The organism is Streptomyces sp. NPDC002845 (assembly GCF_053591955.1).
On the sequence record NZ_JBSFUU010000023.1, the window covers coordinates 30,742 to 51,462 of the forward strand.

The window sequence follows — 20,721 nt, forward strand, 5'->3', positions numbered from 1 at the left end:
CCCCGGCCGCCGAGCCGGCCGAGCTGTACGCCCGCCGCTGGACCAGCGAAACGATCTACCGCCACCACATCAAGATCGAGCAGAGGGCGGGCGCATCGCCACCCTGCGCTGCAACAGCCGCGCCATGGTCGAGCAGGAACTGTGGGCCGTACTCTGCGTCTACCAGGCCACCCGCCGACTGAGCTGACCCGAGTTTCGTAGAGTCCGGTGATCTTGTTTCAGGCGGGCTGGGGGGTGGCTTCCTGTTGTCGCCACCAGTCGCGTTCGTACTCGGCGGGCGGTACGTAGTCGAGGGCGGAGTGGAGCCGTTCCTCGTTGTAGCACGTGACCCACTGGAAGATCGCCCACTCGACCTGGTCGACGTCCTCCAGGGGCCCTGCATCTCGATTAGCTCGGCCTTGAAGGTGCCGTTCAGGGCCTCGGCCATCGCGTTGGCGTGATCCGTCGACTGCTCAGGTTCCGGACTCTGGAGATGAAGGCGGGGTGCGGGTGACGCACCCATTCCATCCGCTGTTCGGGCGGGAGTTGGAGTTCATCGAGCGCCGTCAGTGCTGGCGGGGGGACAGGGGTCTATTGAGTCGGTCAAGGCGCAGCAGACACTCATCGTCAGTCCCCGGGCCGGGTACTCGGGACTGCGGATCACAACTCGGTCCGGAGGCTGACAACCGGGGCGACCACATTCCCTCTTGCATCGCCCAGGCCGGGGCGAGCGACAGCGGCGTGCGGGCCCTGTCCGAGCGCACCCAACGGTCCAGGCCGCGCAGCGTGTGGGATCTCGTTGACGGTGAACCCGATCTCGGGGACGTATGCCTCGGCCTCGGACAGCACCTGTGACCCGCAACGGTGTTTCGCCGCAGTAGACCAGGGATGCGTTGGCAGGACAGCTGCATGGCTGATCGAAGCGGGTCTCAGTGGTGCGGGCTGTCCCCGAAGGCCGTCACGGTCAGGAAACGGATGGGCAGTTCGACGAGGGTCTCCGGACCGTGCGGGGCCTCGCCGTCGAACTGCAGGGCGTCGCCGGGGCGCAGGGTGTAGCTGGACTTGCCGTGGCCGTAGACCATCTCTCCCTCCAGCATGTAGATGATCTCCGTGCCGGCGTGCTGGAACAGCGGGAAGACCTCACTGGACTCGGTCAGCGTGACCAGCAGGGCGTCCATCCGTTTGTGCGCGCCCCGCAGTGAGCCGAGCTGGGCGTACTCGTGACCGACGCGGGTGCCACGCCGCGCGATCCGGGCGCCGTGCCCCGCGGGGACGAAGACGGCCTCGCGTTCGTCGTCCATACCTCGAAACAGGGCGGTGACCGGGACGTCCAGTCCGCGCGCGAGCCGGGAGAGCGTGGTGAGGCTGCATGCGGTCTGGGCGTTCTCGATCTTCGACAGCATGGCCTTGGAGATGCCGACCCGCTGCGCCATCTCGCCCACCGAGAGCCCGGCCGCCTGCCGGTACTCGCGGGCTCGGATCGCGATGATGCGCTCCAGCGCCTTGTCATCGGAGTTGGAGTCCGCTGCGGGTTCGGGCTGCTCGGCGTGCTCGGTCACCGGCGCATCCTACGCCGGGCGTCCCAGGCGAAAGCGGGGGTGGGGCTCGGCGCGGCCGGTGGCGAGGTCGGCGGCCATGGCGCCGATGAGCGGGGCGAACTTGGCGCCGTGGCCGGAGCACGGGGAGACGACGACCAGCGGGCCGTGGCGGTCGAGGACGAAGTCCTCGTCGGGGGTGGTGGTGTAGAGGCAGGTCGCTTCGGCCACCGGGTCGGGATCGAGGCCCGGGAGCCGGTCGTGGACGAAGGTGCTCAGCCGGGTGCGCGACGACGGGTCGACAACCCCGTCGCGGGTGCGGGCGGTGGTGGGGGTGCCGCGGTCGTGCTCGGCGACCTTGACCGCGGGGAGCGGGCCGCCGTCGGCGCCGGACGGGAGTCCGAAGACCTGCATCGCCTCGTCCTTGGAGACCAGGGTCGGCCACTGCACGTGCGGCTCCCGTTGCCGGAAGTGGAAGACCTGTTGCTGGGTGACGCGCAACGGCGGCAGGGGTACGGGCAGCCGGAGGTCGGGCAGCCAGGGACCGGCCGCGATCACCACGGTGCCGGCGGTGAGTTCACGGCCGTCGTCGGTGCGCACCAGCGCCTTTTCCCGTACCCGTGCCCGTACGTCGATATCCGTCACGCGTACGCCGGTCAGCACGTCCGCGCCGTGCTCGACGGCCCGGCGTATGCATGCCGCGACGGTCTGGTCGGCGTCGATGACACCCGCGTCCGGGTGGTGGAGCGCCGGTCCGGTGAAGCGGATGTACGGCCAGCGCTCCGCGGCGGCTTGAGCGCCGAGGAGTTCGTACGGCACTTTGGCCGCGCCCAGCACAGCGGCCAGCCCCTCCGGGTCGCGCCCCTCCCCCAGGTCGAGGCCACCGGTGATGCCCAGCAGGGGGGTCGAGCTGTCGTGTTCCAGCTCGCGCCAGTACTCGTGCGCCTGCCCGGTCAGCCGTACGTAGAAGGGGTCGGCGTACGCCCGCCGGAAGATCCGGGAGGTGCCGTGCGAGCTGCCGTGCCGGTGGCCGATGTCGTACCCCTCGATCAGGGTGACCTCGTGGCCCTGCCGGGCGAGCTGCCAGGCGGTGGCCGCGCCCATGAGTCCGGCGCCGACGACGGCGATCACAGGCCCGCTCCGGGGATCCAGTCGGTGCCGGCGAGCGGGATGCGGGCCATGGCGGCGGACTCGATGGTGAGGGCGACGAGGTCCTCGGGTTCGAGGTGGTGGAGGTGGGCCTTGCCGCAGGCGCGGGCGAGGGTCTGGGCCTCCATGGTCATCACCCGGAGGAAGTTGGCGAGTCGGCGGCCGGCGTCGACGGGGTTGAGGCGGGAGGCCAGTTCCTCGTCCTGGGTGGTGATGCCGGCGGGGTCGCGGCCGTCCTGGTAGTCGTCGAAGTACCCTGCGGCGGAGCCGAGTTCGCGGTACTCGGCGTCGTACTTCGGGTGGTTGTCGCCGAGCGCGATCAGCGCGGCCGTGCCGATGGCGACCGCGTCCGCCCCCAGGGCGAGGGCCTTGGCCATGTCGGCGCCGGAGCGGATGCCGCCGGAGACGATCAGCTGGACCTCTCGGTGCACGCCCAGCTCCTGCAGCGCCCGCACGGCCTGGGGCAGAGCGGCCAGGGTGGGGATGCCGACCTGTTCGATGAAGACGTCCTGAGTGGCGGCCGTGCCGCCCTGCATGCCGTCGACGACCACGACATCGGCGCCGGCGTGGACGGCAAGCTTGACGTCGTAGTACGTCCGGGTCGCGCCGACCTTCACATAGACCGGCTTCTCCCAGTCGGTGATCTCGCGCAGTTCGAGGATCTTGATGGCGAGGTCGTCGGGACCGGTCCAGTCGGGGTGGCGGCAGGCGCTGCGCTGGTCGATGCCGACGGGCAGGGTGCGCATGCCGGCGACCCGGTCGGTGATCTTCTGGCCGAGCAGCATGCCTCCGCCGCCGGGCTTGGCGCCCTGGCCGAGGACGATCTCGATGGCGTCGGCGGCGCGCAGGTCGTCGGGGTTCATGCCGTAGCGGGACGGCAGGTACTGGTACACGAGGTGCTTGGAGTGGCCGCGCTCCTCGGGGGTCATGCCGCCGTCGCCGGTGGTCGTGGAGGTGCCCGCCTCGCTGGCACCGCGGCCGAGGGCCTCCTTGGCCTGGGCGGACAGGGCGCCGAAGCTCATGCCGGCGATGGTGACGGGGGTGTCGAGCCGCAGGGGGTGCTTGGCGTGCCGGGTGCCGAGGACGACGTCCGTGTCGCAGCGCTCGCGGTACCCCTCCAACGGGTAGCGGGACATGGAGGCGCCAAGCAGCAGCAGGTCGTCGAAGTGCGGGAGCTTCCGCTTGGCGCCCCAGCCGCGGATGTCGTAGACACCGGTCTCGGCGGCGCGCTGGATGGCGTGGATGGTGGCGCGGTCGAAGGTGGCGGACTCGCGCAGGCCAAGGGATGCAGGTTCCAAGATGAACTCCTCCAAGAGGGCGAGGCGTAGCGCCCCTTAAGGGGCGCGGGGCTGTGTCGATATGCGGCTCCGCCGCGCGGGCGCGACCAGCCACATCCAGCCCGCGGTGTGGGGACGACCTCCCAGCGGAGCTAATACGCCGCCGAGTTGTCGACCTCGAAGTGATACAGCTCGCGTGCTGACCCGTAGCGTCGGAAGTCGGCGGGGTCCTCGTCGCGCTCTGCCGTCTTGAGCAACTCGGCCAATTCGACGAAGTGTTCCGCGCGCATCTCCTTCTCCACGCAGTCGGCGCCGAGCGACTTGACCATGCCGCGGACGTAGATGCGGGCCTCGTAGAGGGAGTCGCCGAGGGCGTCGCCCGCGTCGCCGCAGACGACCAGGCGTCCGGCCTGCCCCATGAAGGCGCTCATGTGGCCGACGTCTCCGCCGACGACGATGTCCACGCCCTTCATGGAGATGCCGCAGCGGGCGGACGCGTCACCGTCGATCACCAGGAGCCCGCCGTGGGCGGTGGCACCGGCGGACTGGGAAGCGTTGCCGCGGACCCGGACGGTGCCGGACATCATGTTCTCGGCGACTCCGGTGCCGGCGTTGCCGTGGACGGTGACCGTGGCGCGCTGGTTCATGCCGGCGCAGTAGTAGCCGACGTGACCTTCGATGTCCACGGCGAGGTCCTCGCGGATCCCGCAGGCCACGGCGTGCGCACCTCGCGGGTTGAGGACCCGCCAGGAGGTCGCCTCCGGGGCGTGCAGCGCCTGGTTGAGCTCCCGTACGGGGGTCTCGGCCAGGTCGATCAGCGTCGCCATACGTACACCTCTTCCGGCTCGGGTTCGAAGATGCGGGCGTGCTCGATGCCCGGCAGGACGTCCAGCGCCCGGTACTCGGAGGCCATCGCCACCCATGCGGCCGTCTCCGCGACCAGTGCCGGTTTGCAGGCGATGGCGTCGCGGACGACCGCGAAGGAGTCGCCAGTGGACACGAGCAGCGTGTAGAAGCCGTCGAACCGCTCGCACAGCAGCGTCAGCGCCTTCTCCAGGTCGGCTCCCTGAGCGAGCTGGTGGGCGATGAAGCGCGCGCCGACCTCGGAGTCGTTCTCACTGTCGAACTCGACTCCCTGGGCGCGTAGTTCACGCCGGATGGTGGCGTGGTTGGCGAAGGAGCCGTTGTGCACCAGGCACTGTCCCGGGCCCACGGAGAAGGGGTGGGCGCCCTCAGGGGTGACGGCCGACTCGGTGGCCATCCGGGTGTGGCCGACGCCCTGCCGGCCGGTGGCACCGGCGAGCCCGAAAGACTCGGCCAACCGCACCGGATTCCCGATGCCCTTGAGTACGGCCATGTCCGTGCCGGAGCCGATGACGGTGGCCTTCGGCAGCGCGGCCGGGACGGCCGCGAGCAGGCCGGCGACCGAAAGAGCCGCGTGCACGACCGTGGTGGCGTCGGCCGCGACGGCCTCGGCGCCGGGCAGTGCGGCTTCCGCCTCGGCCGGCGTGACCCCGAGCAGCGAGACGACGGCACGTCCCGGCGGGGACAGGCGGGGGTCGCCGTAGACCGCGACCCCCGCCGAATCCGGGCCGCGTTCGACGACCTGCTCCAGCATGGCGGTCAGCAGTTCGCCGAGCCGTGGTTCGAGGGAGGGCTCACGCAGGTGGAGCCCCACGATTCCGCACATCTCAAGTCCCTTCGGAAGGCGGTCGGAAGGCGGTCAGAAGGCGGTCAGATAGCGGTCGAGCTCCCAGGGGCCGACCGTGGCGTGCCAGTCGAAGAACTCCTTGCGTTTGAGGTCGGCGAAGTACCGGCTGACCCCGGTCCCGGCCGCGTCCAGGGCGCCGCTGATGACGTCGTCGGCCTGCAGGGCCTCGACGGCGTGCAGCAAGGTGGGCGGGAGTTCCGGGCCCTTGCCCGCCGCGCCGGGCTCGCCCGGGTCGAGGTCGCGTTCGACGCCGTCGAGGCCCGCGGCGAGGGCGGCGGCAGCGGCGAGGTAGGGGTTGGCGGCGCCGTCGCCGCCGCGCAGCTCGATGCGGTTGCCGTCGGGAACGCGGACGAAGTGGGTGCGGTCGTTGCCGCCGTAGCCCGCCACGCTCGGCGACCAGGTGGCGCCGGAGCGGGTGGAGACCGCGCGGGTGCGCTTGTAGGAGTTGACGGTCGGCGCGATGACGGCCTGCAGCGCCCGCGCGTGCTCGACGATCCCGGCGACGAAGGAGTAGGCGAGCGGGGAGAGACCGAGCCCGCGCCCGTCGGCGGCGTCGGGGAAGGCGGGTTCGTCGCCCCGCCACAGCGACATGTGCAGGTGCATGCCGGTGCCGGTGCGGTCGGTGAACGGCTTCGGCATGAACGTGGCGGTCATGCCGCGCTGTTCGGCCAGCACCGACACCAGGTAGCGCATGGTGATGACCCGGTCGGCGGTGGTGAGGGCGTCGGCATGCTTGAAGTTCTGTTCGAACTGGCCATTGCCGTCCTCGTGGTCGTTGGCGTAGTTGCCCCAGCCGAGCGCGTTCATGGCGCTGGAGACCGCGGTGAGGTGGTCGTACATCCGGGTCAGGCCGCGTGCGTCGTAGCAGGGCTGGGCGGCGGTGTCCTTGGCGTCGGCGACGCTGAGCACGCCGTGCTCGTCCCGGTTGACCAGGAAGTACTCGACCTCGGCGCCCACGGACATCGACAGCCCCTGGGCCGCCGCTCGCTCCAGCAGCCGGCGCAGGATGACGCGCGGGGCGTAGGGCCAGGGTTCGCCCTCCACGTACGGGTCGCAGTGGACGAGGGCGAGGCCGGGCTTGACGAAGGGGACGGGTGTGTACGAGCGGGCGTCGGGCCGGGCGATGACGTCGGGGTCGCTGGGCTGCTGGCCGAGTGCGCCGGCCGCGTATCCGGCGAAGCCGACGCCCTCGTCGCGGAGTTCGTCGACAGCCTGGGCGGGGACGAGCTTGGCGCACGGCTTGCCGGTGAGGTCGACGAAGACGGCGAGCACGAACTCGATGCCGTCGGCGCGGACCAGTTCGGCCAGGTCGGTCGTCATGGGGTCTCCTAAGAGGTGTCCACTGACATGAACCAATGTTGCACATAAGTAGACAGACGCTTCGTTACGGCGGGATTTCCGTGCGGGAAGGTCCGGGTAAGCCGAAGGGCCGGGCACCGCCTCCGAAGAAGCAGAACCCGGCCCTGACCATCCGCCAGGAGACGACGTATCAGGACCCCGCCGCACCGAACCTCTCGTTCGGACCGCCGATGGGCAGCCCCGCCAGCAGCGCACGTCGGCTGGCCCGAACGTGCTCACGCATCACGTGCTCGGCGCTGTCGCCGTCCTTCTCCAGGATCAGCTCCAGGACGAGGTGGTGCTCACGGTCCGACTGCAGGGCCCGGCCCGGCTGGCTCAGCGACGTGTTCACCAGCCGGGAGTAGGCCAGCTGATTCATCAGCATCCGGTAGTGGGATTCCAGCTTGCTGTTGTCGGCACCGGCTATGAGCAGGTCGTGGAACTCCTGGACCAACTCCGCGTACCGCTCCCGGTCGTCCCGCGCCACCGCTTCGTCGGCCTCGCGCAGGTTCCGCTCCAGCAGGTCGATCTCCGCGACGCGGCCGCGCCGGGCGAGGAGGCGGGCGGCCGCGCCCTCGAGGAGTTCCTTCATCTCGAAGAGTTCCGTGATCTCGCGGCGGGAGGGGGTGGTGACGAACGTCCCGACGCGGGGCCGGATCTCGACCAGCCCTTCGGTCTGCAGCTGCTTGAGGGCCTCGCGTACCGGCGTACGGCTGACGCCGAACTCTTCTGCGAGGGCGAGCTCCGAGAGCGGTGCCCCGGGATCGATGTCTCCTTTGATGATTCGCCGGCGCATTTCGGCGATCACCCTGGCCTGCATCGACCCGTTCTTCGGTTCGCTTTTTGCGCGATTCACCGAACCCTCCTCCGTCTCCCGAGCCACCCGCCGGTCATCCCAGCGGCGCGAGCGCGCCACCGTCGAAGAACTTACCCGCGCTGTAGACCATCGGATGGCGCTCGGCGACCGCGGCGTGCACCACGCGGCAGATGAACACGGTATGGGTGCTGGCCTGCAGCCGCTCGCGGATCTCCACCTCCATCTGCGCACTGCTCCGAGCGATCAGCGGACTGCCGAACGGGCCGCCCTCCCATTCCACCTCCTTGAACTTGTCCCCGGCCTTGCCCGCGAACGTACCGACGACGTCGAGTTGGTCCGTGGACAGGATGTTGATCGCGAGGTGGTCCGCCCGGAACAGACAGTCGTGGGTGGACGAGGTGCGCTGAACGCACACCATCACGGTGGCGGGATCGAGCGAGATACTCGAGAACGCGTTGACGGCCAGCCCTCTGGGGGTCTCCCCGTCCATCGCGGTCACGACCGTGACACCCGTGACGAACTGCCGGTTGACCTGCTTCATCACGTCGATGTCGGGCTTCGAGGCCGGCGAGGCCATGGAGGTGCTCCTACTCATCTTGATCGTCAGTCCTGTCCCACCCGGATGACGCCCAGCGCCGCCAGCAGCGCCCGGGGATCCCACGTCACGTGCTCCTCGACGATCCGGTCCCCCTCGAAGCGGGCGAAGGTGGCGCCGCTGACGTCGACCTGCCGGTTGGTGGGAGGAACACCGAGGAAGGAGTTGGTATGCGTGGCCCTGCTGTGCCAGCGGATCGCGGCGCGATCGCCCTCGACCACGATGTCGTCGATGTTCGTGACCAGGTCCGGGAACGCCGCACGGGTGGAGACGATCGCCGCCTTGAAGGCGTTCAGGTCCTGCGGGTGCGGGTCCTGGCCGTGGCGGAGGTAGGCCGGGCTCAGCAGCTCGTCGAGGGCATCGACGTCACCGTGGCCCCAGGCCGCGGCCCACGCCTTCTCGATGAGCCCGCGACGGGCGTCAGGGTGCGACATCGGTCTTCACCTTTCGGTCTGCGCGGTCTGCTTGGTCTGGGTTTGGGTCTGCGTTTCGGTCTGCGTTTCGGTCTGCGTACAGCTCCTTCCAGAAGGACACCGCGAGGGCCGCGATGATCACCAGGAAGGGCAGCGACGTGACGATGACGGTGTTCTGCAGCGCGCTGAGGCCGTCGGCGAGCATCAGCGCGATCGCGGTGACGCCGGTGAGGACGCCCCAGAGGACGAGAACAGGGCGGCGGGGATTCAGCGAGCCGTCGGACGTCATCGAACCCAGCACGTAGGTGTTGGAGTCGGCACTCGTCACGAAGAAGATCAGTGCGAGCAGGACGGCGATCGCCGAGGTGACGGTTGTCAGAGGGAAGTGCTCCAGAGTCGCGAAGAAGGCGTTGCCGAAGTCGGCCGCAGTCTGCTCGGCGATGTCTCCGCCCTTGAACAGGTCCACGTTGATGGCCGAGCCGCCGAACACCGCGAACCAGGTGAAGAAGGCGATGCTCGGAACGACCAGGACACCCACGATGAAGCCGCGGATCGTGCGGCCACGGGAGATCCGGGCCAGGAAGATGCCGACGAAGGCACCCCACGACACCCACCACGCCAGCATGAAGTAGGTCCACCACTGCATCCACTCCAGCCCGCCGAAGGCGGTGCCCTGCAGGCTCATCCGGAAGAAGTCGGTGGCCCAGAGACCGATCGACTCGATGTAGAGGTTGGCGATGAAAACCGTCGGTCCCACGATGAGCATGAACACGAGCATCGCGATCGCCAGGGTGCCGCTGGTGAAGCTCAGCCGCTTGATCCCCTTGTTGATCCCGGTGACGGCCGACAGGGTGAAGACCGCGGTGATGGCCGCGATGATGAGGACCTGGGCGACGGAGTTGACGGGCACGCCGAACAGCCGGCCCATCCCGTTGTTGATCTGGAGTGCGCCCAAGCCCAGTGACGTGGCCGTGCCGAAGAGGGTCGCGAACACCGCGAGCACGTCGATCGCCTTGCCGATCGGCCCGTTCACCCGATCGCCGAGGAGCGGCACGAACAGCTGGCTGACCAGGGGGCGGCGGCCCTTGCGGTAGGTGGAGTAGGCGATGGCGAGACCGAAGACGGCGAAGACCGCCCAGGCATGCAGACCCCAGTCGAAGTAGGAGTACTGGAGGGCTCTCACCGCTGCCTCGGGAGTGTTCGGGTCGGCTAGGCCGTGCGGAGGCGTCGCCAGATGCGAGATCGGCTCGGCGACGCCGAACGAGACCAGGCCGATGCCCATCACGGCGCCGAGGAGCATCGCGAACCAGGCCGGAGTGGAGAACTCCGGCCTGTCGGTGTCCTTACCGAGCCGCATGTTGCCGGCGGGGCTGAAGGCAAGGAAGACCAGGAAGATCAGGATGCCGAGGGTGACGACCAGGAAGGCCCAGCCGAAGGTCGAGGTGACCCAGTTCAGCGAGGACGTCGTGACCTTGTTGAGGTTCTCGGTGAAGACGGTCGCCCAGGCGACGAAGATCGCGGCAACGCCGACCGAAGCCCAGAAAACGGAACCGAGCTTGCCGCCGCCACGACCTGCTCCTGTGCCATCAGTGGTGCTTTTCCCACCGCTCCCCGAGGGCGTCGCGGGCGTCGCTTCCGCGCCCGTTCCAAGGTGACTGGACATAGAACTCCTTGGGTCGGCGGGGCCAATGGCCACCCGGTCTGGCATACAAGCAGCAGTAAGGCATGTCATAGATGGAGCGTCAAGGGTTCGATGGCTGGAAATCATCCTCCGACTGTGAGCGCCACTCATAGTTACAGGTCAGAGGCTACTTATTGGTCTCGATGAGGAGGTTGACCGACCATCAGACCGACCATGAGAAGCCCTCCCGCTACCCCCTTGACCGGCATAAGAAGCGACTCCTACCATCATGTGCCATGCAAGAGCGCATGGATCACCCTGACGAGAGCCTCGGCCTGAGGAAGCTCGTGCTCTACCGCGACGTCGTCCTGACCGAGGCGGGAACGGCACCCGCTCAGCCCGCGCGGCGAGCCAGCGTCGCCGCGGTCATACGGAACCCATGGGCGGGCACCGACCCATCGGCTGATCTGTCGATGGAGCAGAGCCGCATCGCCCCGGTGCTCGCCAGGTTGCTGACCGATCGGCTCATCGCTTCCCTGGGCGGCGTGGACGAGATCGAAGCGTTCGGCAAGGCCGCCATCGTGGGTACGGCGGGCGAGATCGAGCACGCCGGGGCCCTCATCCACACCCCGTACTTCGGCAACCTGGTGCGGGAGTTCCTCCACGGCGAGTCGATCATCTGCTTCGTCGACACACGTGCCGAAGCGGGCGAGACGCTGGTCGTCCCGCTCTGGCACAAGACACATGCCTCGACGCGCAGTCACTACCAGACCATCAGTGCCCGCGTTTCCGACGCCCCGCGCGCGGACGAGATCGTCGTCGTCGCGGCCGCGTCGACGGGGCCGCGTCCGCACCCCCGTATCGGGGACCGCAGGACCGACCCCGTCGTCATCACCGAAACTCTGGAGGTTGTTCCCTCATGAGCGTCCGCAAGATCGTGACCGTCGTCGAGGAGATCCGCGCCGAAGGCGGCCGCGCGGTCGAACGCCCCGCCCGGGTCGCCGTCGTCGCGGCGGTGATCGAGAACCCCTGGGCCGGTCAGGGCTTCGTCGAGGATCTCGCTCCCGGCATCGAGGCGAACGCCTCCGACCTCGGCGCGCTGCTGGCCCCGGCGGTGCTCGACGCGCTCGGGGCCCCCGCCGAGGCATACGGCAAGGCGGCCATCGTCGGCCTGGACGGCGAGATCGAGCACGGCTCGGCCCTGATCCACACGCTCAGGTTCGGCGACCACTTCCGCAAGGCCGCGAACGCCACCACCCTGCTGCCCGCGGTCGAGAAGCGCGGGCCCGCCGGCGTGGTCTTCGACATCCCGCTGAAGCACATCACCGACGCCACGATCCGCTCGCACCACCAGAGCATCGAGGTCCGCATCAGCGACGCTCCCCACCCGAACGAGATCGTCATCGCGCTTGCGGCGGCCTCCCAGGGGCGCCCCCAGCAGCGCCTGGCGCCGCTCACGACCGAGCAGTAGGCATACATGAACAAGCCCACCGTGGTGTTGCTGCACGGCGTCGGGCTCGACCACACCATGTGGGAGCCCACCGCCGCGCTCCTGGCCGACCGCTTCGCCGTGATCACCCCCGACCTGCCGGGCCACGGCACCCGCCCGCCGGTGCGCGACGGGGTGACGCTCGCGGACCTGGCCGACGGGGTCGTCGGTGAGATCCCGGCAGGCTCGCACCTGGTCGGATTCTCGCTGGGCGCACTGGTCGCCCAGCATGTAGCGCTGCACCACCCGGCGCTGGTGGCCACACTGACCTCGGTCAGTTCGGTGTGCCGGCGTACCGCCGAGGAGCGGGCGTCCGTACTCGACCGGCTGCGCACCGCGGAGGCCGACTTCACGGCGAGTGCGGCCGCATCCCTGAAGCGGTGGTACGACGGCACCGACGTCGGCCCCGACCGGGTGGCCCGCACCAAGGCCACGCTGCTTGCCAACGACGTCAGGTCCTTCCTGAACTGCTATCGGGTGTTCGCCACGGCGGACGCCGAGATCGCGCCGGACCTGGCCGCCATCGCCGTACGGGCACTGGCGGTGACGGGCGGGAACGACCCCGGGTCCACGCCCGAGATGACCCACCGGCTCGCCGCGGCGCTCCCCGACTGCCGCGCGGTGGTCATCCCCCAGGCGCGTCACATGCTGCCCGTCGAGCGCCCCGAGGCGTTCACCGACTCCCTCACCACCTTCATCGGAGAGTGCGCGCATGTCTGACCTCACCACGTTGCAGCACTTCATCGGCGGGGCATGGGTCGAGCCCGCGTCGGGCGAGTACTTCGAGAGCACCAACCCGGCCACCCGCGAGGTCCTCTACCGGGCCGCGCGCGGGAACGCCGCCGACATCGCGAACGCCGTGGCCGCCGCGAGGACGGCGTTCGAGGACCCGCGCTGGCGCGACCTCAGCCAGACGCGACGCGGACACCTGCTGCGGCGCCTGGGCGACCTGATCGCCGCGAACGCCGAAGACCTGGCCCGCATGGAGACGCAGGACAACGGCAAACTGCTGCGCGAGATGCGCGGGCAGCTCGCCACCCTGCCGGAGTATTACTACTACTACGCCGGACTGGCCGACAAAATCCACGGCGACTTCATCCCCACCTCCGACCGGCAGGTACTCAACTACACGGCCCGGGAGCCCCTCGGCGTGGTCGGAGCGATCACCCCCTGGAACTCTCCGCTGACACTGACCAGCAGCAAACTGGCGCCCGCGCTCTGCGCCGGCAACACCGTCGTGATCAAGCCCTCGGAGTACACGTCGGCCACGGTGCTCAAGCTCGCCGAACTGGCACTGGAGGCAGGGTTCCCGCCGGGTGCGGTGAACGTCGTCACCGGGTTCGGCGCCGAGGCCGGGCAGGCCCTGGTCGACCACCCCGACCTCGCGAAGATCTCCTTTACCGGCAGCACCGCCACCGGGGCGCGCATCGCCGCCGCGACGGCGAGCCGATTCATCGGCTCCACGCTCGAACTCGGCGGCAAGTCACCCAACATCGTCTTCGAGGACGCGAACATCCCGAACGCCGCGATGGGCGTCGTCGCCGGCATCTTCGCCGCCGCCGGACAGACCTGCATCGCCGGCAGCCGGGTGTTCGCGCACCGGTCCGTATACGACGAGCTCCTCGAACGAGTCTCGGAACGCGCCAGGACCATCGTCATCGGCGACCCCCTGGACGAGAAGACCGAACTCGGTCCCCTGGCCTTCGCGGACCAGCGCGACAAGGTGGCCGGCTACGTCGACCTCGGACGCGGCGAAGGCGCCCGGGTACTGACCGGCGGACACCCCACCGACGGCGGCGGCCTGGGCGGCTACTTCTACGAGCCGACCGTCCTCGTGGACGTCGACAACGGTATGCGCGTCGTGCGCGAGGAGATCTTCGGCCCCGTCCTGGCGATCATGCCGTTCGATACCGAGGACGAGGTCGTACGCCTGGCGAACGACACCGACTACGGACTCGCGGCCGGCGTGTGGACCACGAACCTCGCCCGGGCACACCGGATGGCAGCGCGCCTGGACGCCGGGACCGTGTGGGTCAACACCTATCGGGCCATGTCCCCGATGTCACCGCGCCAGGGCTTCAAGACCAGCGGCGTCGGCGTCGAGCACGGCACCGAGACGATCAAGGAATACACGCGGCTCAAGAGCGTCTGGATCAACACGAGCGAGGAACCAGTGGCCGACCCGTTCACCATGCGGGGCTGATGTCTGACATGCCACAGGTCGCCATCACCCTCGCCGAGGGCCGCACCCCGGCGCAGATCCGGGACCTGATGCACGAGGTGCACGCCGCGGTCCTGCGCACCGTGGACACACGGCCCGAGTACATCCGCATCGTCGTCCACGAGGTCCCCCGGACGCACTGGGCCACCGGTGACGTCACCCTCACCGAGATGGACGCCGCAACAGCAGTGGAGGAGCAGTCATGAGGTTTTCGTTGTTCGTGCACATGGAGCGCTGGGACGAGGAGGTCAGCCACCGGCAGCTCTTCGAGAACCTCTCCGAGCTGGTCCTGATGGCCGAGGCCGGCGGGTTCAGCACCGTATGGATCGGGGAGCACCACGCGATGGAGTACACGATCTCCCCCAGCCCGATGCCGCTGCTCGCCCACCTGGCCGCGAAGACCTCGACCATCCGCCTGGGTGCCGGGACCGTCATCGCCCCGTTCTGGCACCCGCTCAGGGTCGCCGGTGAGTGCGCGCTGCTCGACGTCATCAGCAACGGCCGGATGGAGGTCGGACTGGCCAGGGGTGCCTACCAGTTCGAGTTCGACCGACTGGCGGGCGGGCTGCCTGCCGCCGACGGCGGAGAACACCTGCGGGAGCTCGTGCCGGCCGTCCGGGCGCTCTGGCAGGGCGACTACGCCCACGACGGCGAGATCTGGCAGTTCCCGACCTCGACCAGTGTGCCGAAGCCGGTGCAGCAGCCCACACCGCCCATGTGGATCGCCGCTCGCGACCCCGCCTCCCACGACTTCGCGGTGGCGCAGGGCTGCAACGTCATGGTCACCCCGCTGATGAAGGGCGACGAGGAAGTCGCCGACCTCAAGCGGAAGTTCGACACCGCCGTGGCGAACCATCCGGAGGTCCCGCGTCCCGACCTGATGGTGCTGCGGCACACGCACGTCCACTCCCCTGACGAGCCCGACGGCTGGCGCCCGGCCGCGGAGGCGATCAACCGCTTCTACCGGACCTTCGACGCCTGGTTCGGCAACAAGACCACCCCGCAGAACGGGTTCCTGCCGCCCAGCCCGGAGTCGAAGTTCGAAGGCCGACCGGAGTTCCAGCCGGAGTCACTGCACAGGACCGCGATGATCGGCACTCCGGCCGAGGTCATCGAGCGGCTGCGCTCCTATGACGAACTCGGCGTCGACGAGTACAGCTTCTGGATCGACAACAGCATGTCGCACCAGGCGAAGCTCACGTCGTTGGAGCTGTTCATCAAGGAAGTCATACCGGCCTTCCAGTGAACCGACGCGGACGGCAACAGCCGTATCTCGTAGGCGGACTTCGTATGAGGACCACGCACACACCGGGGAAATAGGGCTCTCCTGCCGTATGAGTGGGTCACTCTGTGGTGGGTTGGCGGCCGGGGAGGGTGGGTCTGTCTCCGGCGAGGGTGAGCATGACGAGGGCGATGATGGCGTCGGCGGTGTGGAAGCCGAAGCCGCGGCGGATGATCAGGCGGGTCTTGGTGTTCGTGGTCTCGATGAGTCCGTTGCTCATGCCGGTGGTCAGGGCGGCGCGGATGGCGTCGTAGTGGCGGCGGATACGGCGAGCCCGCCGTCTGCTCGCGCTGGCATGGTGCTATGGAAGTCCTGACAGGCTCGACCAGTGGTGTCTTCCCGAGAAGGACGTCTACGCCGTCGACATCCATGACCACACCTCTACGTTGTTGCTCCGTCTGCCGAACACCACCCAGATCACCGGATTCGCCCACGGGCCCGACGACACGGTGTATCTCCTGACCGACATCCGTGGCAACAACCAGACCCCGCGGCCGCACCTGCTGCAATTGGAGCTCCCAGCCGCGATGCTGCGTTGATCTCCGGTGGGGCCCCACTCTCCCCGTCGATCACCGCCCCGGCAGCCGAGCCCTCCGTTGTTTCGGCTGCAGCCCGCAAGCGGTCGCGGCAGTGGCCGATCTGATCACCCGCCGCTTCAGCGGGACGGCCGTCAGCGTGCTACTGGTAGACGGTGGCGATCGATGTGGAGACGCTGGCTCCGCTGCCGGGGGGCGGCGTAGGAGATCGTCCACGGGGCGGCGGTCTTGTTCGGGTAACCGTACAGATAGCCGCCATTGTCGTAGCTGTAGTTGAGGCGCTGCCCCGCCAGCGTCAAGGTGCCGCCACCAGCGAACGAGCAGCGGGCGCCGTTGGCCAGGACAAGGATGATCGGCTCGATGTCGGGTCCGCCGGCATGTGGTTGTTGTTGCCGGGAAAGCCCTCAGGGACCGACAGTTCGACCATACGGTCGGGGCCCCGTCCAAACACAGGGCGCTGGTGTCCGCGGGGTTGGAGTCCGGGGAGAAACACGGGTCGAGGATCCGGTCGCCGACTGTGCAGCGCCAGGCGTCCGTGCGCATAGTGGATTCGGCGGTCCCGAAGCAGGAGCCCCTGGCCCGGTCGGTGATGGTGACACCGGTTGCTGGGGTGCCGCTCGGTGACCAGGGGCTGAGAGTGACCACCTGTCTGCGTCGGCGCGGACGAGGCCGCGGCGGTCGGGGTCTGTGACTCGGTGGTGACTGGACGGGCATGGGGTGACGTGGTCGCTGCCGGTTCGGCGGCAGGGGTGGAGCGAGCCGCAGTTGCCTGCGGAGAGTGAGTGCCGCGCGCTGGGGCGTGGCCCGGGGTCAGCGCGAACCAGGTGCCCGTGGCTGCTGCGACAAACACGGCGGCCGCGGCGGCGATGAGCCGGGCGCGCCTGCCGGGACGACGTATGGCCGGAGCGGGCCAGGCGGGGCCAGTGCCGGTGGACACAACGGGTCAGCGCCTCGTAGGCATCCCGGCAGTCCGGGACGTTGTCCGACCTGATGTCGAGGAAATGAGCACCACCAGCCTCAAGCCCGTACCACTCACCCTGCCATCGGAGGGGCAGAGGCCCTGAGAGTGCCGGTCGGCGCCTCCCTCAAGATCCGGACCACACGCGGGACAGCACCGCTCATCGAGCCTCAGCCTCCGCTGTTTTCGCAGGTCTCTGACTCTGGCAGGTCGAGTCTGTACCACCAGCAGACGAGGAACCCGATGGCGACCGCGGCTCAGGGCCCACAGGTTCAACGGACGCTCTCACAGCCGTGCCGCTGCCCTTCTGATCACGCCGTTGACCTGCAACAACACCCTGAACGAGGCGAGATGAAGGCGGATTCGACCCGAATTCGACCCGGAAGCCTCTCATCACGGCAACAACCCTTCTTGAGCTGCGGCTATACAACTTCTGCCGCTGTACCAGTCATATACGGCCAAGAAGTCGCCACAAAGGCACTGAATAGGTCATTCATTGCAAATCATCGACGCTGCCACGACGCGAGCCGTCAGTTGAGAACAGGAAACACGACTGCCCTTTCAGCAGGGTTGCGCTCTCAGTGCGCGTATCGCTCAACCGTCCGACCAGGAGCTTTACATCGATCCTTCCGCGAGACGGAAGCGGTATTGCGCCCCCGCGAAGCCCTTCCCGACGATGACGCCACCACACAGAGACGGGAGCCAGCCCCCATGCCTCACATGACCGCCTTCGCCAGGAACCAGTGGTACGTCGCCGCCTACGCCCACGAGGTCGGGCGCGAGCTGCTCGGCCGTACGATCCTGGGTGAGCCGCTCGTCTTCTACCGCACCGAGGGCGAGGGGAAGCCGGTCGCCCTGCACGACCGCTGTGTGCACCGTCGCTATCCGCTCTCCGAGAGCGGGCTCGACGGCGACCGCATCGTGTGCGGCTACCACGGCTTCACGTACGACACGACCGGCACCTGTGTGTACGTCCCGGGGCAGAAGCGGGTTCCGCGCACCGCGCGCGTCACCTCGTACCCGGTGGTCGAGCAGGACTCCCTGATCTGGGTGTGGATCGGCGACCCGGCGCTCGCCGACCCGCAGACGATTCCGCGGGCGAAGCACCTCGACTCCCCCGGCTGGACCACCGTCCGCGGTATGGAGCCCATCGACGCCGACTACGGACTCCTGGTCGACAACCTCCTCGACCTCTCCCACGAGACCTATCTGCACGGCGGCTACATCGGCACCCCCGAGGTCGCCGAGACGCCGATCACCACCGAGGTCGACGAGGGCGCGGGCATCGTGCGGGTGAGCCGGCACATGGACGACGCCGAGTGCCCGCCGTTCTACGCCAAGTCGACCGGCATCAAGGGTCGGATCACCCGCTGGCAGGACATCGAGTACCACGCGCCCTGCCTGTACCTGCTGCACAGCCGGATCGCCCCGGTCGGCGTGGTGCCCGAGCCGGACGGCAGCGACCCGAACGGCTTCCACACCGAGATCACGTACGCGATCACGCCGTCCGGCGACGGCAAGGTGTACGACTTCTGGATGGTCTCGCGCGACTGGGCGACGGACGACGACGAGGTCACCGAGTTCCTGCGGGGCAACAACCACACCGTCGTCATGCAGGACGTCGTCGCGCTCAACCTGCTGCAGAAGACGCTCGGTACCGAGCGCACCGGCTATCAGGAGCTGAGCATCAACATCGACACCGGCGGTCTCGCCGCCCGCCGTATCCTCGCCCGGCTGGTCGAGGAGGGCGACAAGCCCATGGAGAAGGTCCAGTGAGCACTCCTTCCCGCTTTGCTCGAACTGGCGAGATCTACCGCATCGACTGGCTGCCGGGCACCGACATCCTGCACGGCACCTGTCACTGCGGCGCCGAGCAGACCGCCCAGGACCCGATCGAGATGTGGGAGTGGATGCTCGCCCACCCCGAGGGCCACCAGCCACGAGGAAACCAGTCATGACCTTGTACGAAGCCGAACTCGTCGTCGACCGCCGGGAGTCCGCGGCCGACGGCGTACTCGCCCTCACCCTCCGCCATCCGCTGGGCGAGGACCTCCCGGCCTGGGAGCCCGGGGCGCACATCGACGTCGTCCTCGGACCCGGCCTGGAGCGGCAGTACTCCCTGTGCGGGGACCCCGCCGACCGGAGCACCTGGCGGATCGCCGTGCTCGACGAGCCCGAGGGGCGGGGTGGGTCCGCGTATGTGCACCGGGAGTTGAAGGAGGGCGACAAGGTGCGGGTGCGCGGGCCGCGCAACCACTTCGCGCTGGAGGCCGCCCCCCGCTACCGGTTCATCGCGGGCGGCATCGGCATCACCCCCGTCCTGCCGATGCTGGCCGCGGCAGAGGCGGCGGGCGCTCAGTGGACGCTGCTGTACGGCGGGCGGACGCGCGACTCCATGGCGTTCACGGAGGAGTTGAGCGCGTACGGGGACAAGGTCACGATCGCTCCCCAGGACGAGACCGGTCTCCTCCACCTCGGCCCGGTCCTCGACGGGGTCCCCGAGGGCACGCTCGTCTACTGCTGCGGCCCCGGCCCCCTGCTGGACGCGGTCGAGGAGCGCTGCCCCAAGGGTGTGCTGCACGTCGAGCGGTTCGAGCCCAAGCAGCAGGAGACCGGCCCGGACAGCGAGTTCGAGGTGGTGCTGGAGCGCACCGGCCGCACGGTCACCGTCCCGGTGGGCGTCTCCGTGCTCGACACCGTGCGGGCCGCGGGTGTCGAGGTGCTCTTCTCGTGCACGGAGGGTACCTGCGGGACCTGTGAGACGGACGTCCTCGACGGCGTCCCGGACCACCGGGACTCGGTGCTCACGGACGAGGAGCGGGAGGCCGGGGAGACCATGCTCATCTGCGTGTCCCGGTGCCGGGGACCGCGACTGGTCCTCGACCTGTAGCGACCCTCAGGTCCGCTTCGATCCGCGCGACCGTGGCCAGCAGGTGGGGCAGCAGGTCACGGCGCACGGAGTCCACCGAGTTGCGGCTGGCGTGCACGGGGATGTTCACGGCGGCCACCACGTCGCCGTCCCGGCCCCGCACCGGGGCGGCGACCGACCTGAGCCCCTCCTCCAGCTCCTGGTCGACGATGGCGTACCCCTGACGGCGTACCCGGCGGAGTTCGGCCGTCAGGGCGTCCGGCGAGACGATCGTGCGCGCGGTCAGCGGGATCGGGTCGGCGCGGGAGAGCCGCTCCGCGATCTCCTCCTCCGGCAGATGCGCGAGGATCACCCGGCCCACGGAGGTGACGTGGGCCGGGAAGCGGGTGCCGACGGTGATCGTCGCGGTCATGATGCGCCGGGTGGGGACGCGCGCCACGTACACGATGTCGTCGCCGTCCAGGACGCACAGTGAGCTCGACTCTCCCACCTCGGCTGCGAGTTGCTCCAGATGTGGTTCGGCGAGGTCCGGCAGGGTGACGCTGGACAGGTACGAGTAGCCGAGTTCGAGCACGCGCGGAGTGAGCCGGAACAGTCGGCCGTCGGTGTGGACGTAACCGAGGTCGACCAGCGTGAGCAGGAAACGGCGGGCGGCCGCACGCGTCAGCTCGCAGGTGCGGGCGACCTCGCTCAGGGTGAGTGAGGGGTGTTCGGCATCGAAGGCGCGGATGACGGCGAGGCCGCGCTCGAAGGACCGGACGAAGTGCGGTTCGCGGGTTTCAGCAGGCATCGTCGCCTCCACACAGTACGCACGAGAGTGCGCTCCGCGCACGCTAAGAGCACGCTTCGGCAACTGTCAACGACCTTGCGCGTCCTGGGCGTTGACCGTCACGATGCAGCCCTCTACGTTCCCGCTGTGCACCACTGTGCG

The 20,721-nt window shown here is 69.0% G+C and carries 23 protein-coding genes and 1 pseudogene; 11 read left to right on the plus strand and 13 right to left on the minus strand.

The window, feature by feature from the left end; translation table 11 throughout:
• Positions 1–218 precede the first annotated feature (218 nt).
• Positions 219–371 (minus strand): integrase core domain-containing protein, encoded by a 153-nt coding sequence (locus tag ACWD3C_RS18490; protein ID WP_451145266.1) that lies wholly within the window; start codon positions 369–371, stop codon positions 219–221.
• A 118-nt stretch (positions 372–489) separates the two neighbouring features.
• Between ACWD3C_RS18490 and ACWD3C_RS18495 the strand changes: the two genes are divergently transcribed.
• A complete protein-coding gene (locus ACWD3C_RS18495; RefSeq protein ID WP_451145113.1) occupies positions 490–834 on the plus strand; it encodes a DUF5372 family protein in 345 nt (114 codons plus the stop codon).
• Between the two features lie 74 nt (positions 835–908).
• Here ACWD3C_RS18495 and ACWD3C_RS18500 read toward each other — a convergent pair whose 3' ends face one another.
• The 10 genes from ACWD3C_RS18500 to ACWD3C_RS18545 all read right to left on the minus strand — a co-directional run bounded on the left by ACWD3C_RS18500 (position 909) and on the right by ACWD3C_RS18545 (position 10,510).
• On the minus strand, positions 909–1,538 hold the full coding sequence (locus ACWD3C_RS18500) for a helix-turn-helix domain-containing protein (RefSeq protein ID WP_451145115.1): 630 nt from the start codon (positions 1,536–1,538) through the stop codon (positions 909–911).
• 9 nt (positions 1,539–1,547) lie between these two features.
• A complete protein-coding gene (locus ACWD3C_RS18505; protein ID WP_451145117.1) occupies positions 1,548–2,645 on the minus strand; it encodes an FAD-dependent oxidoreductase in 1,098 nt (365 codons plus the stop codon).
• Positions 2,642–3,961, minus strand: coding sequence for an FMN-binding glutamate synthase family protein (locus ACWD3C_RS18510; RefSeq protein WP_451145119.1), 1,320 nt, complete (start codon positions 3,959–3,961; stop codon positions 2,642–2,644). Before ACWD3C_RS18510 ends, ACWD3C_RS18505 begins: the two co-directional genes overlap by 4 nt.
• Before the next feature lie 131 nt (positions 3,962–4,092).
• On the minus strand, positions 4,093–4,767 hold the full coding sequence (locus ACWD3C_RS18515; RefSeq protein WP_451145121.1) for a GltB/FmdC/FwdC-like GXGXG domain-containing protein: 675 nt from the start codon (positions 4,765–4,767) through the stop codon (positions 4,093–4,095).
• Complete coding sequence (locus tag ACWD3C_RS18520; RefSeq protein ID WP_451145123.1) at positions 4,755–5,630, minus strand: glutamine amidotransferase; 876 nt, start codon at positions 5,628–5,630, stop codon at positions 4,755–4,757. The genes ACWD3C_RS18515 and ACWD3C_RS18520 overlap by 13 nt, the downstream gene beginning before the upstream one ends.
• 33 nt (positions 5,631–5,663) lie before the next feature.
• Positions 5,664–6,971 (minus strand): type III glutamate--ammonia ligase, encoded by a 1,308-nt coding sequence (gene glnT / locus ACWD3C_RS18525; protein WP_451145125.1) that lies wholly within the window; start codon positions 6,969–6,971, stop codon positions 5,664–5,666.
• 169 nt (positions 6,972–7,140) lie between these two features.
• Positions 7,141–7,845 (minus strand): GntR family transcriptional regulator, encoded by a 705-nt coding sequence (locus tag ACWD3C_RS18530; RefSeq protein ID WP_451145127.1) that lies wholly within the window; start codon positions 7,843–7,845, stop codon positions 7,141–7,143.
• Between the two features lie 34 nt (positions 7,846–7,879).
• A complete protein-coding gene (locus tag ACWD3C_RS18535) occupies positions 7,880–8,383 on the minus strand; it encodes a flavin reductase family protein (protein ID WP_451145129.1) in 504 nt (167 codons plus the stop codon).
• Positions 8,384–8,409: 26 nt separating this feature from the next.
• On the minus strand, positions 8,410–8,835 hold the full coding sequence (locus ACWD3C_RS18540; protein ID WP_451145131.1) for an ester cyclase: 426 nt from the start codon (positions 8,833–8,835) through the stop codon (positions 8,410–8,412).
• Positions 8,822–10,510: a BCCT family transporter gene (locus tag ACWD3C_RS18545; protein WP_451145133.1), complete on the minus strand. Its 1,689-nt coding sequence runs from the start codon at positions 10,508–10,510 to the stop codon at positions 8,822–8,824. Before ACWD3C_RS18545 ends, ACWD3C_RS18540 begins: the two co-directional genes overlap by 14 nt.
• Before the next feature lie 221 nt (positions 10,511–10,731).
• Here ACWD3C_RS18545 and ACWD3C_RS18550 point away from each other — a divergent pair, with 221 nt between their 5' ends.
• From ACWD3C_RS18550 to ACWD3C_RS18575, 6 genes are read left to right on the plus strand one after another with little or no spacing between them, the layout of a single operon-like run.
• Positions 10,732–11,358, plus strand: coding sequence for an amino acid synthesis family protein (locus tag ACWD3C_RS18550; RefSeq protein ID WP_451145135.1), 627 nt, complete (start codon positions 10,732–10,734; stop codon positions 11,356–11,358).
• Entirely contained in the window at positions 11,355–11,906 is a 552-nt protein-coding gene (locus ACWD3C_RS18555) for an amino acid synthesis family protein (RefSeq protein WP_451145137.1), read from the plus strand. Before ACWD3C_RS18550 ends, ACWD3C_RS18555 begins: the two co-directional genes overlap by 4 nt.
• 6 nt (positions 11,907–11,912) lie before the next feature.
• Positions 11,913–12,644: an alpha/beta fold hydrolase gene (locus ACWD3C_RS18560; protein ID WP_451145139.1), complete on the plus strand. Its 732-nt coding sequence runs from the start codon at positions 11,913–11,915 to the stop codon at positions 12,642–12,644.
• The gene (locus tag ACWD3C_RS18565) at positions 12,637–14,127 is read left to right on the plus strand and encodes an aldehyde dehydrogenase (RefSeq protein ID WP_451145141.1); all 1,491 of its coding nucleotides are present in this window, start codon (positions 12,637–12,639) and stop codon (positions 14,125–14,127) included. The genes ACWD3C_RS18560 and ACWD3C_RS18565 overlap by 8 nt, the downstream gene beginning before the upstream one ends.
• Entirely contained in the window at positions 14,127–14,351 is a 225-nt protein-coding gene (locus tag ACWD3C_RS18570) for a tautomerase family protein (protein WP_451145143.1), read from the plus strand. Before ACWD3C_RS18565 ends, ACWD3C_RS18570 begins: the two co-directional genes overlap by 1 nt.
• A complete protein-coding gene (locus ACWD3C_RS18575; protein WP_451145145.1) occupies positions 14,348–15,391 on the plus strand; it encodes an LLM class flavin-dependent oxidoreductase in 1,044 nt (347 codons plus the stop codon). Before ACWD3C_RS18570 ends, ACWD3C_RS18575 begins: the two co-directional genes overlap by 4 nt.
• A gap of 97 nt (positions 15,392–15,488) precedes the next feature.
• Here the strand turns inward: ACWD3C_RS18575 and ACWD3C_RS18580 are convergent.
• A pseudogene (locus ACWD3C_RS18580) lies at positions 15,489–15,701 on the minus strand (transposase); the annotation flags it as partial.
• Positions 15,702–15,813: 112 nt separating this feature from the next.
• Between ACWD3C_RS18580 and ACWD3C_RS18585 the strand changes: the two are divergent.
• The 4 genes from ACWD3C_RS18585 (at position 15,814) to ACWD3C_RS18600 (ending at position 19,811) form a co-directional block, all read left to right on the plus strand.
• Positions 15,814–15,966: a hypothetical protein gene (locus tag ACWD3C_RS18585; protein ID WP_451145147.1), complete on the plus strand. Its 153-nt coding sequence runs from the start codon at positions 15,814–15,816 to the stop codon at positions 15,964–15,966.
• Between the two features lie 1,666 nt (positions 15,967–17,632).
• The gene (locus ACWD3C_RS18590; protein WP_451145149.1) at positions 17,633–18,697 is read left to right on the plus strand and encodes an aromatic ring-hydroxylating dioxygenase subunit alpha; all 1,065 of its coding nucleotides are present in this window, start codon (positions 17,633–17,635) and stop codon (positions 18,695–18,697) included.
• Positions 18,694–18,879: a hypothetical protein gene (locus tag ACWD3C_RS18595; protein WP_451145151.1), complete on the plus strand. Its 186-nt coding sequence runs from the start codon at positions 18,694–18,696 to the stop codon at positions 18,877–18,879. Before ACWD3C_RS18590 ends, ACWD3C_RS18595 begins: the two co-directional genes overlap by 4 nt.
• Positions 18,876–19,811, plus strand: a complete 936-nt coding sequence (locus tag ACWD3C_RS18600; protein WP_451145153.1) for a PDR/VanB family oxidoreductase — start codon at positions 18,876–18,878, stop codon at positions 19,809–19,811. Before ACWD3C_RS18595 ends, ACWD3C_RS18600 begins: the two co-directional genes overlap by 4 nt.
• Here the strand turns inward: ACWD3C_RS18600 and ACWD3C_RS18605 are convergent.
• Positions 19,762–20,580, minus strand: a complete 819-nt coding sequence (locus ACWD3C_RS18605; protein WP_451145155.1) for an IclR family transcriptional regulator domain-containing protein — start codon at positions 20,578–20,580, stop codon at positions 19,762–19,764. The genes ACWD3C_RS18600 and ACWD3C_RS18605 overlap by 50 nt on opposite strands.
• Positions 20,581–20,721 lie beyond the last annotated feature (141 nt).